This window comes from Actinocorallia aurea (assembly GCF_054783995.1).
This window is the reverse complement of the sequence record NZ_BAAGPQ010000015.1, coordinates 231,744-247,251: the sequence shown is the minus strand read 5'-3', so window position 1 is coordinate 247,251 and position 15,508 is coordinate 231,744. Positions and strand designations below refer to the sequence as shown.

Sequence of the window (15,508 nt, the reverse complement as noted above, 5' to 3'; positions counted from 1 at the left end):
ATCCTGCGCCGGACAGCCGGATCAGCGGTCTGGCCCCCGCGCTCCCCAAGCGCCGCTGCACGAGCGGCTCGGCCTCTTCGGGCGGGAGCGGTGACGCCCGCCCCTGGTCAGGCTTCGCGCTCCGAATGGCCCGCCGCGCCGGTCGCGGCGGACCCGTCGGCGGGCTCGGCCGCGTCCGGACCGGTCCCCGCGCCGGAGACGGGCGAGCCCGCGCCGCCCTCCCCTCGGTCCTCGCCCTGACCGGTCCCCGTGCCGGGGTCTGCCGCGTCGGACGGGCTTTCGGCCTCAGGGCTCGCTTCGGGGGAATCGTCGGCAGCGGCCCCCGCGGCCTCCTCGGCGGCGCCGCGGCGGCGGTCGACGATGATCGCTCCGGCGATGACCGAGACGATGGCCAGCGCCGGGACGAACAGGGCGATCGCCTCGGTGGCGGAGTGATCGGCGAGAATCATGACCGAGACCGTACATCGGGACGTTCCCGGGTGGCACGGTCAACGCGCTGGGTGCCCCATCCGAGGGCCAGGACGAGCGCCAGCGAGCACCCCAGGACGACGAGGGAGGCGGCCCCCCACAGCCAGCCCGGCACGTCGGTCTTCAGCTCGCGCTGCAGGACGAGCTTCTCCGACTGGGCGGGCCGGGTGAACGACGGCTCGGCCGGCATCGCCTCCGCGCCGATCGCCGGGTCCTTCGGCAGGTAGATCGGCACCGCCGACAGCTCCCGCCCGTCGTGGATCCGGATGAGGGTCTTCCATTCGCCGTCCAGGGGCATCGGCGTCGTCGTCCGGTAGGCGGCAGGACCCGTCTGCTCCAGCGTGTCGACGTGCAGGTCGCCGCCCTGCCACGCCGTCACCTGCACCCACGCGGGATCGTCCACGGGACGGCTGAGGGTGATGGCCGCGTTGCCGTCGGGGGCGATCTCGACGTGCGCCGACAGGTCGTCCGGCACCGTCGCGATGAGCCCGTTGGCGGCGCCCCCGGCGATGACCAGCAGCGCGCCGGCGAACAGCCCCCGGGCGACCGCGGGCCGCGGCAGCCGCCCGGCCAGCCCCTCGGCGAGCAGGACGCCCAGGACCGCCCCCGCGAGGCCCCCGGCGACCGCCATCGCCACGCCCTCCGGCACGAGGTCGGGCGTCCAGGCGAGCCGGTAGGCGACCCCCGTCCACGCGTACTCGGCCGCGAACCCCGCGGTCCCGATGACGAGCCCGGAGACGATCGCGAACGCGTAGGTCCGCCGGATGAGGAACAGCGCGACGACCTCGACCAGGAGCGCCTCGGCGAGGTACATCGGCACGGCCGCCGTCAGCTCGCCGATGACCGGGCCGACGAGCAGCGAGACGCCGCCGCGGACCAGCAGGTAGAACGCCGCGGCCATGAGCGCGCCGCCCCGCCCGACCCACAGCCGCGCGACGACGAGCGCGCCGCCCGCCGCGAGCGCGATGAGGAACGGCTGGTTGACCAGCCGGAACTGCGGGACGCCGAAGTCGAACTCGGCCTGGAACACCGACAGGCCCACGAGCAGGCCGCCCGCCATGCTGCCGCGCCGGATGTAGGCGATGACGCCGTTGCCGGGCGACCCCGCGGCGCGGCCCTCCCGCTCCAGGATCATCATGCCGACGAGCGAGAGGCCCGCGCCGCCGATGAGCATGAGGTGGGTGGGGCCCCAGAGCGTCACGTCCTGGCCGAAGATGCGGTGCCACACGTCGTCGAGCGGGAAGCCGAGCAGCGCGTAGAACCCGGCGCCGGCGACGAGCGCGCCGCCCGCCGGGACGTACCAGTCGCGCGTGATGCGCAGCGGGGCCGGGCCGGGCTTCTCGCGCAGCGGCAGCACGAGGGCGAGCACGCCCGCGGCGAAGATGCCGAAGAGTCCGATGAGGATCGGGTAGTGCGCGATGTTCGCCAACGGGCCTTCATCACGCCCCCGGGTGATGTGTAGGGATATATCCCAGTACATCCCGAGCAGTGCGGTGAGCAGCGACACCAGCGAGACCATCGACGGCAGCGCCGCCCAGCCCGGGATGCCCAGCTTCCCGTTCCGGCCGGCCACCGCCGCGGCCTTCGTCAGTGCGGTGAGCCTGCCCGTCCGGTGTCCCCAGCCGAGCGCGAGCAGGGCGACGGCGAACACCACGCCCGCTCCGCTGGCGATGAACACCTGGTCGAGCGCGGCGCCTCCGGCCGGCTTCAGTTCCTCGGCGAGAACGTTCACGTCCCTCTCCTCATCGCTGCGGGGTCCTCGGCACCGTAACGCATCAGTTCCCTATGTGTCATTAGAGAATGTCTCGTTCTGGAGGAAACCAGTGCGCGATGTACACCACACTCGCGAACCCGCCGGAAAACCCGATGCGCGAGGGACGCACGGGGTGGTGGTATGGGCCCCGTGACGGAACTGCACCTTTTCGACATGGACGGCACGCTCCTGCGCGGCACGACCGCGAGCCTTCAGATCGCCGGGCTCCTCGGGATCACCGCCGAACTCGCCGCCTTGGACGCCGACCTCGGCGCCGGGCTCATCGACTCGCCGGGCTTCGCCGCCCGCGTCTACGCCCTGTGGCACGAGCTGACGCCCGACCACGTCGCCGAGGCCTTCGCCGCCTCGCCCTGGCTCACCGGGATCACCGAGGTCTGCGCCGACATCCGGGCCCGCGGCGGCAGGACCGCCGTCATCACCCTGTCGCCCGACTTCTTCGCCGACCTCCTGCTCGACGTGGGCGTCGACGAGGTCGTCGCCTCACGCTTCCCCGCCCTGCCCTTCACCACCCCGCTCGACCCTGGGGGCATCCTCGGCCCCGAGGCGAAGGTGCACGCCGCCGAGGAACTCCGCCTCCGCCACGCCCTGCCCGTCTCCCGCGTCGTCGCCTACGGCGACTCCTACTCCGACGCGCCCCTCTTCCGCCACCTCGCCCACACCGTCGCCATCAACGCCGACCACCACCTCGCCGGCATCGCCGCCCTCTCCTACCGGGGCGACTCCCTTCCCGAGGCCTACGCCCTCGCCCGCACCCTCCTGGACACCGCGCACGCCTGACACCCCGAGCAGCCGCCAGGTGCCGGTGCCGCCGAAACCGGCGTCGCGCGTCAGCGCGCGGGCACGTCAGCCGCCGGCTCGGGTGGGCGGCACGGGCGCAGAAAAAGACGGGTCGAGCCGACCACGCGCGGTGATGTCCGGAGACTGCTCGGCGCTCCGCTCCGGCTCGCCGCCGTCCGGGACGGGGCGGGGTGTGGGGGCCGCGTCAGGCGAGGAGGCGGTCGCGCAGGGCCTTGGTGTCGGTGGGGGTCCAGCCGTGGGCGTTGAGCCAGGGCAGGGGGCCGCCGTGGGACGTGTCGAGGCCGGACAGGAAGCGCTCCATGACGTCGGAGCGCGGCTCGTGCGTCTCCTTGGCGCGGCCGCTCAGGCTCTGGCGGTAGGTGTCGGAGGCCAGGAGGCGGCGCAGGATCGCGTCGAGGCGCTCCGAGGTCAGCGCGTAGTCGGCGACGACGGCCGCCCGGGTCACGCCCACCGCCGACAGCGCGAGCGCCGCGATGACGCCGGTGCGGTCCTTGCCCGCGGCGCAGTGCACGATCGAGCCGCCCTCCTCGTGCGCCATGACGCGCAGCGCGGCGACGACGGAGTCGGCCCGATCGCTCAGGTAGCCCTGGTAGGCCGCGACGGAGCGGTCGCCGGACGTCTCGCGGGCGTCGCGCTTCTGCCAGGGCAGCACCGCGTCGACGTCGACCTCCTTGGGGTCGTCGGAGGTGCTGAACAGCGACAGGTGGTGGTGGGCGACTCCGGCGCGCTTGAGCGGACCGGGCCCTTCCCGCTGGACCTCGGCCTCGGTGCGCAGGTCGAGCACGTGGCCGATGCCGATGGTGCCCGCGAGGAGGGTGACGTCGGCTTCGGTGAGGTCCTGGAGGTTGTCCGAGCGGAGCACCCTGCCGAACCTGGTGGCTCCGCCGTCCTCGGTGGGCAGACCGCCCAGATCACGGACGTTCACGGCGCCTTCGAGGGGTATCCAGCGGTTCTGCATGATCGGAGCCTACCCGGCGCAACCCACGCCACGGAGGCCGCGGTGTGAACAGCGACACGTGTGGTTTGAACGGGTTCAACTCAGTTGTACTGTGGGCCCCGTGAGCGTTGTGCTGGGAACCTCCGAGCGGCTGACGGTGCGGACCCTACCCGTGCCGGGCCCCGTCGACCTCATCGGACGGCTGCCGCATCCGGCGGCCCTGGCCTGGATCAGGCGCGACTCCGGGCTCGTCGGATGGGGCGAGGCGGCGAGAGTCCCGATCGGCGGAGGGCCGGGCAGGTTCGCCCGCGCCCGCGCCGCGCTGACCGCCCTGTTCGACGGCGCCGAGATCGACGACTCCGTCGGCGTGCCCGGCTCGGGGCCGGTGGCCTTCGGCACGTTCGGCTTCGACCCGAAGAGCGACGACTCGGTGCTCATCGTGCCCCGCAGCGTCGTCGGCTGGCGCGACGGTCGCGCCTGGCAGACCGTCGTCGGCGAAGACACCGACCCGCTGGCGCAGCTGTTCGCGCCCCGGCCGCCGTCCGACGTCGTCTGGCACGGCGGCGCCCTCGACGACGCGGGCTGGGGCGAGGCCGTGCGCACCGCCACGGACCGCATCCGCGACGGGCGGCTCGGCAAGGTCGTGCTCGCGCGCGACCTGTGGGCCGAGACCGCCGAGCCGATCGACCCGCGGGTCCTGCTGCGCCGCCTCGCCGACCGCTTCCCCGACTGCTACACCTTCGCCGTCGACGGCCTCGTCGGCGCGACCCCCGAACTCCTGGTCCGCCGCTTCGGCGGCGAGATCGCCTCGCTCGTGCTCGCCGGGACGACCCCGCGCGGCGCCGACGAGGAGGCCGACCGCGCGCTGGGCGAGGCGCTGTTCGCCTCCGCCAAGGACCGCCGCGAACACGCCTACGCCGCCGACATGGTGCGCGACGCGCTCGCCCCGCTGTGCGCCGACCTCGACGTGCCCGCGCAGCCGGAACTGCTGCGCCTGGCCAACGTCCAGCACCTGGCCACCCCGGTGCGCGGCAGGCTCGCGGGCGAGCGCTCCGTCCTCGACGTGCTGGAGGCGCTGCACCCGACCCCGGCCGTCTGCGGCACCCCGACCGCCGCGGCGATGGACCTCATCGGCGAACTCGAGCAGATGGACCGCTCCCGCTACGCGGGCCCCGTCGGCTGGGTCGACTCCCGCGGCGACGGCGAGTGGGGGATCGCCCTGCGCTGTGCCCAACTCGACGGCCGCCGCGCCCGCCTGTTCGCCGGCTGCGGCATCGTCGCCGACTCCGACCCCGCCGCCGAGATCGCCGAGGCCCGCGCCAAGTTCAGCGTCATGCGCACCGCCCTCGACACCTGAGCGCTCCCGGGCGGCGGAGGCCGAACGGCGTCGCGCACCGAGGTGGGACGAGCCGGTCGGTGAGCTCGTCGACAGGCTCGTCCTACGCCGCAGCCCGGCCCGCCCGTCGCTCGGTGCGGCGAACGGGCCGGCCCGGTCCTGAGGATTTCGCGCTGGACGCGGAGTCGGCCGCGGGTCAGGCCAGGCGCTCCAGTTTGGAGATGAAGGCGGCGATCGCCGGGTCGTGGCCCGCCGTCGCGGCGATCATCGCCACGAGCTGCCCCGACAGCCACGGCACCAGCTCCTCGCGGGCCAGCGTGCGCTCCTGCAGCCAGGTGAGCAGCGCGCCCTCGCAGGCCGCGACCCAGCAGCGCAGCGTCAGCAGCAGGAAGGGCGACGGCTCGGCGATCTCCAGCCGCGCCAGCACCTCCGCGACCGCCGCGTGCCGGGCCTCGTCGACCATCGCCGCGGTCTCGGAGGTCGCGATGACCGACCCGCCGCGCAGCAGCGCGATGTACCCCGCCGCGTGCTCCTCGGCGAACGCGACGAACTCCCCGATGGTGTCCTGGAGATGCGTCAGCAGGTCGCCTTCGCGCTCGCGCCGGATCCGGCCGACGAGGTCGTCGACGGACGTGCGCAGCGCCGCGACGTGGATCTCCTCGATGTTCGAGAAGTACCGGTAGACGAGCGCGCGCGACACCTGGGCGTGCGCGGCGACGTCCTCCATCGTGACGCGCTCGGGTGCGGCGCTGCCGAACAGTTCGAGGGCGGCGTCGATGAGCGCCTGCTTGCGGTGCTCGGGCGACATCCTGCGGGGGCGGGGCGCGGTCGGTGCGGGCGGTCTGTCGGTCGTGGGCATACGGCCCTTCCCGGGAACGGTCACAGGTCGATGACGAGGTGGTCGCCCAAGGCTCGGGAGACGCACGGCATCATCTCACTGTCGCGCCGAGCCCGCTCGGGGAAACGGTCACGGTGCGCCACATCGCCCTCCAGGACCCGGACCCGGCAGGTGCCGCAGAAGCCCTGTCGGCACGAGTAGGGCGTGTCGGGCACGACCTCGCGGACCGCGTCGAGCATGCTGCGGTCGGCGGGGACCGCGACGGTCACGCCGGTGCGCGCGAGCCGGACCGCGAAGGACGCCCCGTCCTCGACGGGTCCTGGCGCGAACCGCTCGGCGTGGAACTCCCGCGCGCCCGCCGCCTCCGCGCGGACGAGCGAGAGCAGCGGCGAGGGCCCGCAGCAGTACACCGCGGCGCCCTCCACCGGGAGGCCGTCCAGGAGCCCCGGGCCGGGGACGCCCGCGGCGTCGTCCGTGCGGACCGCGACCCGGTCGCCGTACCGGGCGAGCTCGGCGAGGAACGGTAGCGCGGCGCGCTCCCGGCCGGTGTAGAGCAGCCGCCAGTCCTCGCCGCGGCGCTCCGCCGCGCGCACCATCGGCAGGATCGGGGTGATGCCGATCCCGCCGGCCACGAACAGGTGCGGCCCGCCGCCGGTGAAGCGGAACGCGTTGCGCGGGGGCGACACCCGCACGACCGAGCCGGGCACGAGCGCGTGCGCCTCGGCCGAACCGCCCTCCCCGTCGGGCATCAGCCGAACGGCGACGCGGTAGGACCACCGGTCGGCGGGGTCCCCGCACAGCGAGTACTGCCGCACCCGCCCCGACGGCAGCCGCACGTCCACATGCGCACCCGCCCTCCAGCCCGCGAGCGCCCGCCCCGCGGGATCGCCGAACACGAGCCCCGCGACGCCCTCGGCCTCTTCCCGCACCTCGGTGACGACAAGGACCCGCGTGCGATCGACCGGCCGCGGCGCCCGCCGCCCGAAGCCGTTCAGGGCCGCCAGCGCGGGCGGCATGGCGGAGACCCGCGCCAGCAGCCCGAACAGGGAGTCCGCCCCGCCCCTGCCCCGCAGCTCGGCCGGCAGCCTCATCCCGTCCGCCCTTCGGCGGCGCGGGCCGCGGGGGAGGACGCCAGGTAGGCGACGGCCTGGTCGGTGTCGCCCTCCATGGTCGGGTGGTAGGCGCGGGAGAAGTAGCGCAGGACCTTGCGGCCCAGGTGGGGAAGCGGCGGCAGGACGCCGCGCGCGGCGGGGGCGCGGACGTCGCGGGCGCGCGGCAGTGGAGCGCCGGCGAGCTCGCCGTCGATCGAGTACAGGAACCGCACCCCCTTGCGCCACATCACGAACAGCAGCGGCGCGACGACGACCATCGCCTGGACGCGGCGCAGATGGCGGCCGTCGACGTGCCGGTACAGGTCGAACGCGACGGACCTGTGCTCGACCTCCTCGGCGCCGTGCCAGCGCAGCAGGTCGAGCATGGTCGGGTCGCAGCCGGCCCGGTCGAGCCCCTCGGCGTTCAGGATCCAGTCGCCCATGAACGCCGTCACGTGCTCGATCGCCGCGATGTAGGCGAGCCGCGCCACCAGCCACTCGGACTCGGCGCGCCCGCGCAGCCGGGGCCGGTCGCCGAGCAGCACAGAGAAGAACCACTCCACCTGGTCGGTGAACGGCCGGCAGTCCAGCCCGTGGGCGGCGAAGTGGTCGAGCACCTCGGTGTGGGCGCGGGCGTGCAGCGCCTCCTGCCCGATGAAGCCGAGCACGTCGCGGCGCAGGTCCTCGTCCTCGATGAGGGGCAGGGCCTGCTTGAACACCTCGACGAACCAGCGCTCCCCCGCGGGCAGCAGAAGGTGCAGCACGTTCATCAGGTGGGTGGCGAGCGGCTCGCCCGGCACCCAGTGGCGCGGCAGCCGCGACCAGTCGAAGCGCACGTCGCGCGCGCCGAGCACGAGACGGTCGGGGGGTGTTGTCTCCTTGAGCACCTCGCAATAGTAGATAATTCGTCAATAAGAGGGAAGGGCCTACTCCGCCCGCATCTGCCGGACCTGCCCGTCCTTCCAGAGGAAGACGTCCAGGTACTGGGCCGAGGGGGCCACCCTCGTCACCACGACCTCGGCGATGTCGAGGACGAAGACCGGGCTGCCCGCGACCTCCTCCGGCGCGCCCATGGCCTTCAGCAGGGCCGCCGCCTCCGCGGGATCGGCGACCTCGACCGCCCGGCCGGAGATCTTCGCGTCGCCCGGCCACGCCGCCGGATCCGCCTGATCCGGGTCCTCGGACGTGGAGTGGACGGCCACCCGTGGATCCCGCCGGATGTCGCGCGCCTTCAGGGACTGCGGCATCATCCCGACGACCGCCTGCCCCTCGACGAACTCCATCTCGATCCCGCTGATCCTCGGTCCGCCGTCCTTGCGCAGCGTGGCGATGGTCTTGTGCTTGTGCGCGCCGAACAGGGCCGCGGCATCCTCGGCGAACTCCGGCGCCGACTCGATCACGTCATTCCATGTGGCCATGCGCCCATACCAGCACGGGGGTACGACAGAATCGGCGGGTCCGCCCCGCGGCGAACGGGTAGCCTCACGAAAATGGGTGGAACGCGTACGGCGGTGACGGCGGTGGCGGGGGCGGTCCTGGTCGCCGGATGCTCGGCGGTGGGGGGCATCGACCCCGTGCCGGCCCCGAAGGCCGAGGCCGCGGTGCCGGGCGGCGCCGCGGAAGCGCCCGCCGAGTGCACCGGCCTGAAGCCGACCCCCGACGACCCGGCCAAGGAACTGCGCGGCATGTGGATCGCCACCGTCTACGGCGGCGACTGGCCCGGCGACCCGAAGCTGCCCGTCGATCGCAAGAAGGCGGCCTTCCGCACCCTGCTCGACAAGGCCAAGGCCGCCAGGCTGAACGCGGTGTTCGTGCAGATCCGCCCCGCCGGGGACGCGTTCTACCCCTCCGAGATCGAGCCGTGGTCGGTCTGGCTCACCGGCAAGGCGGGCAAGGACCCCGGCTGGAACCCGCTGGAGTTCATGATCGAGGAGGCGCACGCGAGGAACCTGGAGTTCCACGCGTGGTTCAACCCCTACCGCGTCGGCGAGGACAACGACAGGTCCAAGCTCGCGCCCGACAGCCCCGCCGCGAAGAATCCGAGCTGGGCCGTCAAGTACGGCAAGTACCTCTGGTATGACCCGGGCCTTCCCCAGGTCCGCGACCTCGCCGTCTCGGCCGTCATGGACGTCGTCCACAAGTACGACGTGGACGGCATCCACATGGACGACTACTTCTACCCGTATCCGTCGGACGGCGAGTTCCCCGACGCCAAGACCTACCGCGTGTTCGGCGCGGAGTACCCGAGCAAGGCCGCCTGGCGCCGCGACAACGTCAACAAGCTGGTGAAGCGCCTGGACACCGAGGTGCACGCCGCCAAGCCCTGGGTGCGATTCGGGATCAGCCCGTTCGGCATCTGGCGCAACAAGTCGGGCGATCCGGCCGGATCGGACACCAACGGCCTCGACTCCTACGCCTCCATCTACGGCGACGCCCGCAGATGGATCCGCCAGGGCTGGCTCGACTACGTGATCCCGCAGCTCTACTGGCCGATCGGCGACCCGCGCGCCGACTACCGCGTCCTGGTGCCGTGGTGGTCGGGCGCCGTGCGCGGCACCGACGTGCGGCTGTTCATCGGCCAGGGCGCCTACCGGGTCGGCGCCGACGCGGTGTGGCGCAAGCCCGACGAGATCAGCCGCCACCTCACGCTCAACGCCAGGTATCCCGAGGTGCGCGGCGACGTCTACTTCAGCTCCGCCGACGTCGCCCGCGACAAGGGCGGGTTCATGAGCGCGATCCTGCGCGACCACTACCAGCGCCCCGCCCTCATCCCGCCGTGGCAGACCGGAGAGGCCCCCGCCGCGCCTACGGACGTGCAGGCGAAGACGGAAGAGGGCGCCGTGAAGGTGACGTGGAAGGGCGACGGCACGTCCTACGCGGTCTACCGCACGGCGGGCGAGGGGCAGGAGTGCGCTCCGGTGCGCCCGCAGGACCTCATCGGCACCACCCGCGGCACGGGTTTCAGCGACCCCGGCGCTCAGCCGGGCAAGGCGTACACGTACCGGGTGACGGCCCTCGACCGCAACCAGCACGAGAGCGCTCCGGGCGCGGGCGCCGTCCGAAGGCCGTGACAGAGATCACTCCGGGACGAATAGAACGAGTCTCGGCTGGGGAAGATGACCTCAATGACCCCCGGAGGTGCGCCTTGGCTCTCTCAATGGACGAAGAGCGGATCCTGACCGAGATCGCCTCCCGGCTCAGCCGGGAGGACCCCGCCCTGGCTCAGCGGTTGGAGAGGTTCGGCCGGGCGCGCCGGACCCGCACCAGGCGCGTGCTGGCCGCGGTGGTGATCACGGTGCTCGGGTTGGTGTCGGCGGTCGGCACCGCCATAGCGGTCTTCTTCTCTTGACCGCCTCCGCGTCCGCGTCGAGGAGGTGCGGACGCGGCGAGGGCCCCGGCGCGGTGCGCCGGGGCCCTTGTCTTGCGTCAAGGCCGGTGTGGTGGTCGCCTCTCGGCGGATGGCACAACACGGCTCCAGCCGAACGGTATTCCGTGAAGGCGTTAGATGCGGCCCGGGGACACTGGCCACACCGGCCTAGCCAGCTTAACGGCTCCTGCGGGGTGTCTCGCGCACCGCGTCCCCCCTGTCCTGCTTCAGGCCGGTTTCTCCGAGGTGTGATACGCGTCACGTACTCCGGTCGGCCGCCTGGCGCGTCGCAAATGTGTAGAGAGACCGATATCCAGCGAGGAGGGGCCCTTGCCGGAACGCCATCTCCCGGTCGAACCGGAAGCGGACGCGGCACGAAAGAGTGCCGTTTCGGCCATACCGTCGCCGGACGGCAATTTTCCGCCGCCGGAGGGGGAACATCCGAAGGTGAGGGCCGGGGGGCCTCGGCCACCATCGCAACGCACGTCGTACGGGAGGAGACGGGCAGTGGACGCACCGCGACTGGGGCTGGTCGGCAGGTCCGGCGCCCGCGCCGCGGAATGGGAGCTCACCCCGGACCTGCGCGCACCGGGCAGGGCCAGGGAACTCACCCGGGGGGAGCTGGCGGCCTGGCGGATAGCCGACCAGTCGGACATAGACGAAGTCGTCCTCATGGTCGACGAACTGGTGGCCAACGCCGTCGTCCATGGCAAGGGACCCATCCACCTCTGCCTGCTGCTGGAGGGACTCCTCCTGCGCGGCGAGATCACCGACGAGTCCTTCGAACCACCACCGCAGCCGAGGACCGAGCGCGAGTTCGACGCCGAGGACGGCCGGGGGCTCCTGCTCGTCGCCGCCCTCGCGGCCGACTCGGGCTTCCGCACCGAGCCGCACGGCAAGACCGTGTGGTTCACCCGCATGCTGAGCCAACTGGCCTCCTGAGCGATCCGTCTCCTGAGCGGAGGAAGGCGTACCGGCCGCACCCGCGGCCGGTACCGGGTCACGCTCCGGTCGCGGCGCTCACGCGCTCGGCGAAGCGTCACCCGACCCGACTAGGATCCGAAAGGTGAACTGGCAGACCTCCGGCGCCCCCGCAGACGACCCCTTCGCCAATGCCGAGGCCGACGTCCGCGCGATGACCTCCTCGGCGTGGTGGCAGACCGCCTCGCCGCAGCAGCGCGCGGAGCAGGTCGTCTCCCGGTTGCTGGCCGGGCCCGGCGAGTGGTGGCTGTACGGGGCCTGGGGCCGCTGGTACCGCGCCGGTCTCGACGGGCACTGGCACCCGAGCCCGCCGCCCGCCGACCCGGCCGCCCGCCGCGTGCTGGCGCCCGCGCCGCCCGGAGTGGGCAACCCGCCCGTTCCGCCCCAGCTCATCCCGACCGGTCCAGACATCGCCGCGGGACTCATGGCCGGGGCCGGCCTGCTCGCCGGAGCCCCCTCCGCCGAACTCGTCGCGAGGGTGCAGCAGACCCTCGTCACCGCGATCGCGGTCGACCCGCAGCAGTTCGCCATGCAGGACCCCGCGTTCCAGCCGGGCACCCCCACCACCGTCGCCGCCCTCTGGGGCGCCGTCCTGTTCAGCGCGGGCACGCCCGTCGTGCTCGGCGAGCACCCGCTCGTCGCCATGTTCGCGCCCTACCTGACGGTCCAGGCCGAGCACCTGCGCTGGATGATCGCGCCCGACCTCACCCGCCTCGCCGTCTACTACACCGACCGGCTCGGCGCGCGCGATCCCGTCGGCGCGGCCTTCGTCGTGCGGATGATGGGGGAACTGGCCGGGGCGCTGGCCACCGACCGCGCCTTCCAGCCCGGCGCCTCCGCGCTCGCGGCGATCTGCGCCACCACGCTCCAGTACGTCCAGGCCGACCAGCAGGCGATGGCCTACGGGCCGCAGACCGTCGCCAAGGAGTGGCTGCGCCGCTGCCCGGCGGAGTACGCCGCCCCCATCGTGCGCGAGGCCTCGCCCGGCGAATACCTGCGGCTGGCCCTGTACGACCTCGCTCTGCTGTACGGAGACCTCACCGAAGGCACCGCGCGGCCTCCCGCCGAACTGCGCCGCGCCGCCGCGGCGGTCTTCGCCGCCGACCTCCAGACCATTCCGCAGGCCGTGCCCGCGGTTCTGCCGTGGCTCGATCCGGAGTCGGCGCGGACCGTCCAGGAGGTCCTCGGCCAGGCCCAGCACCCGCTGCGCGAGCTGTTCCCCCAGGGCGTCCGGCTGCCCGCGGGGCTGAGCAGCACCGATCCCGGCAAGGTGCGGGCGCTGCTCGCGCTCACCCACACGCTGGCGATGACCGCGTGCCGCCTCGCGCAGACCGCGCCGCAGCATCTGGAGTTCGTCGTCCCCGCGGCGGCCGCCGCCGAACTCGGCACACCCGCGCTCAGCCGCCCCAAGGCGACGGGCGAGCTCACCGCGTGGGAGATCATCAACGCCGCGCGCCGCCACCTCGCCGACGAGCGCGGCGCGTCTCAGGCAGCGCCCGCTCCCGCTGCTCAGTCTCCCTCTGCACAGTCTCCTGTCGCGCCGCCTCCCGTCGTGCCGCCCATCGCGCCTCCGCCCTCGCCGGAGCCCCCGCCCTTCGACGACGACCCTTTCGCGACCCGTCCGAGCCACCTGCCGTCGCCCCCGCCCGAGGCCCCGCGGCAGCCAGACCCGTTCGGCCGCGACATCCCGCAGCAGGCCGAGGTCCCGCCGCCGTTCGATCCGCACGCCCGCCCCGCCGGTCACGAGGCGCCCCCGGCCTACGACGCCTACGGCCAGCCGGCTTCCGGTCCCGCGACGCCGCCGCCGTACACGCCGCCCGCCGCGAACGGCTCCGTGCCGCCTTACGACCCGTCCGCGTCGCCCTCCTCGGAGGCGGGCGCGGTGCCGCCGTTCGATCCGCACGCGCGGCCCGTCGGCGCCCCGCCCGCCTACGCCTACGACGCCTATGGCCAGCCGATCGGAAACGTGCCCGGCCAAGGAGCGGCCTCCGAGCCCCCGGCGTACGACCCCTACGGCCAGCCGCTGCCTTCCGCGGCGCCGCCACCGGCCGACGCCACGGCGCCGTTCTCGCCCGACTTCACCGGCCCGGCCCACCTGCCGGAGGGCACCGCGCCCTACATGCCGACGTTCGCGGCGCAGGCCCCGCCGCCCGCCCCGGTCCCGGCGCCCGCCCCCGCGCCATCGCCCGCCCCCGCGCCATCACCCGAGCCCGGCCCGGTTCCGGTGCCCGCCGAGCCGTTCGGCCTGCCCCTCGCGCCCACGGGCGGGACCACGGTGGAGGCGTACGGCATCCGGTTCCTGTGCGGCGCCGACGACATCGAGCGGATGCTCACCGAGGTGCGCCGCCGCGGCAAGTGGGCGCAGCAGCTGCGCGGGCAGGAGGTCTCCAGCGCCTCGGCTCCCGCCGTCCTCCTCGTCGGAGCGCCCTCCACCGGGCAGCGCCGCCTCGCCCGGATGATCGCCCGCGCGCTCGCCGAGGTCGGCTTCAGCGGCGAGCGGCTGACGACCCTGCACCTGGAGCAGGTGCGCGAGGCAGGCCCCGACGGCCTTCCCGCCCTCCTCGACGGGTACGCGGGCCAGACCGTCCTGCTGGAAGGCCTCGACGACCTGATCCTCGACGACGGCCAAGGCGACGCGTTCGCCCGCGCCCTCTACCGGGTCCGCGCCGAGGGCGTCACCACCACGACCCTCGTCGCGAGCGTCCGGCCGGAGCGTTTCGAGGAGTTCGCCGCGGCCCACTCCGAGATCGTCACGGACTTCCGCACGGTCCGCCTGCCCGACCTCGAGGTCCGCGAGACCCGGCTGAACCTGCTCGCGCTGCTGGCCGCCGAACGGTTCGTCACCATCAGCGACCACGCGTGGCAGGTCATCCGCGCCGAGTTCCTCCGGGTGCCCGGACGCGGCAGGCTCGTCAACGCCCGCCTGGTCGAGACGTTCCTCGACCGCGCCTGCACCCGCCACTTGGGCACCGCCGACGAGACCCTCGCCGTCATCGGCGACCACGGTTTCGTCCTCAGCGCCCAAGACGTGGCCGGCGTGGCCGCCGAGCTCCCCACCTGACCCCGCCCCCCAGCCGACCACGGCCCCGGCACCCGAACCTCCGCCCGCCCCGGCACCGCGACCGTCTCCACGGCGGCGCCCGGCTCTTTCGAGCCGGTTTCCCGTTCCCCAGCCCGCCCCGGCACCGGGCCAGGGTCCGGAAGGTGCCCTCGCCCGGTACCGCCGATGTCCGACAGCCGCGCCGACGCGTTAAGTCCGGTGGCCTAGCCGTGCGCAAGGTCGTTCGCGGCCTGGCGACGGGACTCACGACGCCGGTCCCGGCCGCGTGTCCGGTGGGTTTCGTGGCTCGATATGCCCGGTGCCGAAGTGTGGTCGCAGGGCCGTGGATTGCCGACCCGGGTCGGGCGGATCCGTGGCCCGGTGCGCGTCGCGTCTGTCGCCGGAGGGGCTCCGCGCGGTGGGTCGGGGGTCCGCTGCGGTGGCGGTGATCTCGGATCGTGTGTCGGTCGGGTGACCGATAGGCGGGTGGGTGTAATTCGCTTATGTTTTGTTTGTGGCTTTAATCCGGTTGGGCATGAATGGCGAAAGTGTGGAGAGCGCTTGCTCTCGCGGGCCGATCGGGGAATTGGGCGATATGGTTGATTACTCCGATTGGTGGGGTTTGTCGGGTCGTTCGTGTCTCGGGTGTCGGAGTGTGGCCCCTTGTGTGGGGCGTTCGGCTGTGTCGTGCGGGAGGGGTGTCGTAGGGTTCCGCCCGGTCTTGGGGTGTGTCGGGCGGTCGGAATTACCGGTTTTCGTGCTTTGCGGGAATTCTCGGGCTCTGTCACTAGTGGACATTGCTGCGGGCAGATCAAAAGATGAAAAGGGGGGATCTGGAGGAGGGGGGAGGCTTATTCTCTGGGCACGTCCGAGGTGGA

13 protein-coding genes are annotated in these 15,508 nt (G+C 73.4%); 6 read left to right on the top strand and 7 right to left on the bottom strand.

Annotated features, from left to right (window positions below):
* Positions 1–107: 107 nt before the first annotated feature.
* Both ACYVOM_RS20835 and ACYVOM_RS20830 read right to left on the bottom strand, forming a co-directional pair.
* Positions 108–449 (bottom strand): hypothetical protein, encoded by a 342-nt coding sequence (locus tag ACYVOM_RS20835; RefSeq protein ID WP_460305098.1) that lies wholly within the window; start codon positions 447–449, stop codon positions 108–110.
* On the bottom strand, positions 446–2,200 hold the full coding sequence (locus tag ACYVOM_RS20830; RefSeq protein WP_460305097.1) for a hypothetical protein: 1,755 nt from the start codon (positions 2,198–2,200) through the stop codon (positions 446–448). The genes ACYVOM_RS20835 and ACYVOM_RS20830 overlap by 4 nt, the downstream gene beginning before the upstream one ends.
* 162 nt (positions 2,201–2,362) lie before the next feature.
* On the opposite strand from ACYVOM_RS20830, the gene ACYVOM_RS20825 reads away from it, so the two are divergent.
* Positions 2,363–3,019: an HAD family hydrolase gene (locus tag ACYVOM_RS20825; RefSeq protein ID WP_460305096.1), complete on the top strand. Its 657-nt coding sequence runs from the start codon at positions 2,363–2,365 to the stop codon at positions 3,017–3,019.
* Between the two features lie 205 nt (positions 3,020–3,224).
* On the opposite strand, the gene ACYVOM_RS20820 is transcribed toward ACYVOM_RS20825, so the two are convergent.
* The gene (locus ACYVOM_RS20820) at positions 3,225–3,998 is read right to left on the bottom strand and encodes a tyrosine-protein phosphatase (protein ID WP_460305095.1); all 774 of its coding nucleotides are present in this window, start codon (positions 3,996–3,998) and stop codon (positions 3,225–3,227) included.
* Positions 3,999–4,098: 100 nt separating this feature from the next.
* Between ACYVOM_RS20820 and ACYVOM_RS20815 the strand changes: the two genes are divergently transcribed.
* Complete coding sequence (locus ACYVOM_RS20815; protein WP_460305094.1) at positions 4,099–5,334, top strand: isochorismate synthase; 1,236 nt, start codon at positions 4,099–4,101, stop codon at positions 5,332–5,334.
* A 175-nt stretch (positions 5,335–5,509) separates the two neighbouring features.
* On the opposite strand, the gene ACYVOM_RS20810 is transcribed toward ACYVOM_RS20815, so the two are convergent.
* From ACYVOM_RS20810 to ACYVOM_RS20795, 4 genes are read right to left on the bottom strand one after another with little or no spacing between them, the layout of a single operon-like run.
* Positions 5,510–6,172 carry a TetR/AcrR family transcriptional regulator gene (locus tag ACYVOM_RS20810; protein ID WP_460305093.1) on the bottom strand — a complete coding sequence of 221 codons (663 nt, stop codon included), beginning with the start codon at positions 6,170–6,172 and terminating at the stop codon, positions 5,510–5,512.
* A 20-nt stretch (positions 6,173–6,192) separates the two neighbouring features.
* The gene (locus tag ACYVOM_RS20805; RefSeq protein WP_460305092.1) at positions 6,193–7,242 is read right to left on the bottom strand and encodes a PDR/VanB family oxidoreductase; all 1,050 of its coding nucleotides are present in this window, start codon (positions 7,240–7,242) and stop codon (positions 6,193–6,195) included.
* A complete protein-coding gene (locus ACYVOM_RS20800) occupies positions 7,239–8,129 on the bottom strand; it encodes a metal-dependent hydrolase (protein ID WP_460305091.1) in 891 nt (296 codons plus the stop codon). The genes ACYVOM_RS20805 and ACYVOM_RS20800 overlap by 4 nt, the downstream gene beginning before the upstream one ends.
* Before the next feature lie 39 nt (positions 8,130–8,168).
* Positions 8,169–8,660, bottom strand: coding sequence for a pyridoxamine 5'-phosphate oxidase family protein (locus tag ACYVOM_RS20795; protein WP_460305090.1), 492 nt, complete (start codon positions 8,658–8,660; stop codon positions 8,169–8,171).
* A gap of 72 nt (positions 8,661–8,732) precedes the next feature.
* Here ACYVOM_RS20795 and ACYVOM_RS20790 point away from each other — a divergent pair, with 72 nt between their 5' ends.
* The 4 genes from ACYVOM_RS20790 to ACYVOM_RS20775 all read left to right on the top strand — a co-directional run bounded on the left by ACYVOM_RS20790 (position 8,733) and on the right by ACYVOM_RS20775 (position 14,651).
* Positions 8,733–10,313, top strand: a complete 1,581-nt coding sequence (locus ACYVOM_RS20790) for a glycoside hydrolase family 10 protein (protein WP_460305089.1) — start codon at positions 8,733–8,735, stop codon at positions 10,311–10,313.
* An 86-nt stretch (positions 10,314–10,399) separates the two neighbouring features.
* Entirely contained in the window at positions 10,400–10,591 is a 192-nt protein-coding gene (locus ACYVOM_RS20785) for a DUF3040 domain-containing protein (RefSeq protein WP_460305088.1), read from the top strand.
* A 525-nt stretch (positions 10,592–11,116) separates the two neighbouring features.
* Complete coding sequence (locus ACYVOM_RS20780) at positions 11,117–11,551, top strand: ATP-binding protein (RefSeq protein ID WP_460305087.1); 435 nt, start codon at positions 11,117–11,119, stop codon at positions 11,549–11,551.
* A 124-nt stretch (positions 11,552–11,675) separates the two neighbouring features.
* Positions 11,676–14,651 (top strand): hypothetical protein, encoded by a 2,976-nt coding sequence (locus ACYVOM_RS20775; RefSeq protein ID WP_460305086.1) that lies wholly within the window; start codon positions 11,676–11,678, stop codon positions 14,649–14,651.
* Positions 14,652–15,508 lie beyond the last annotated feature (857 nt).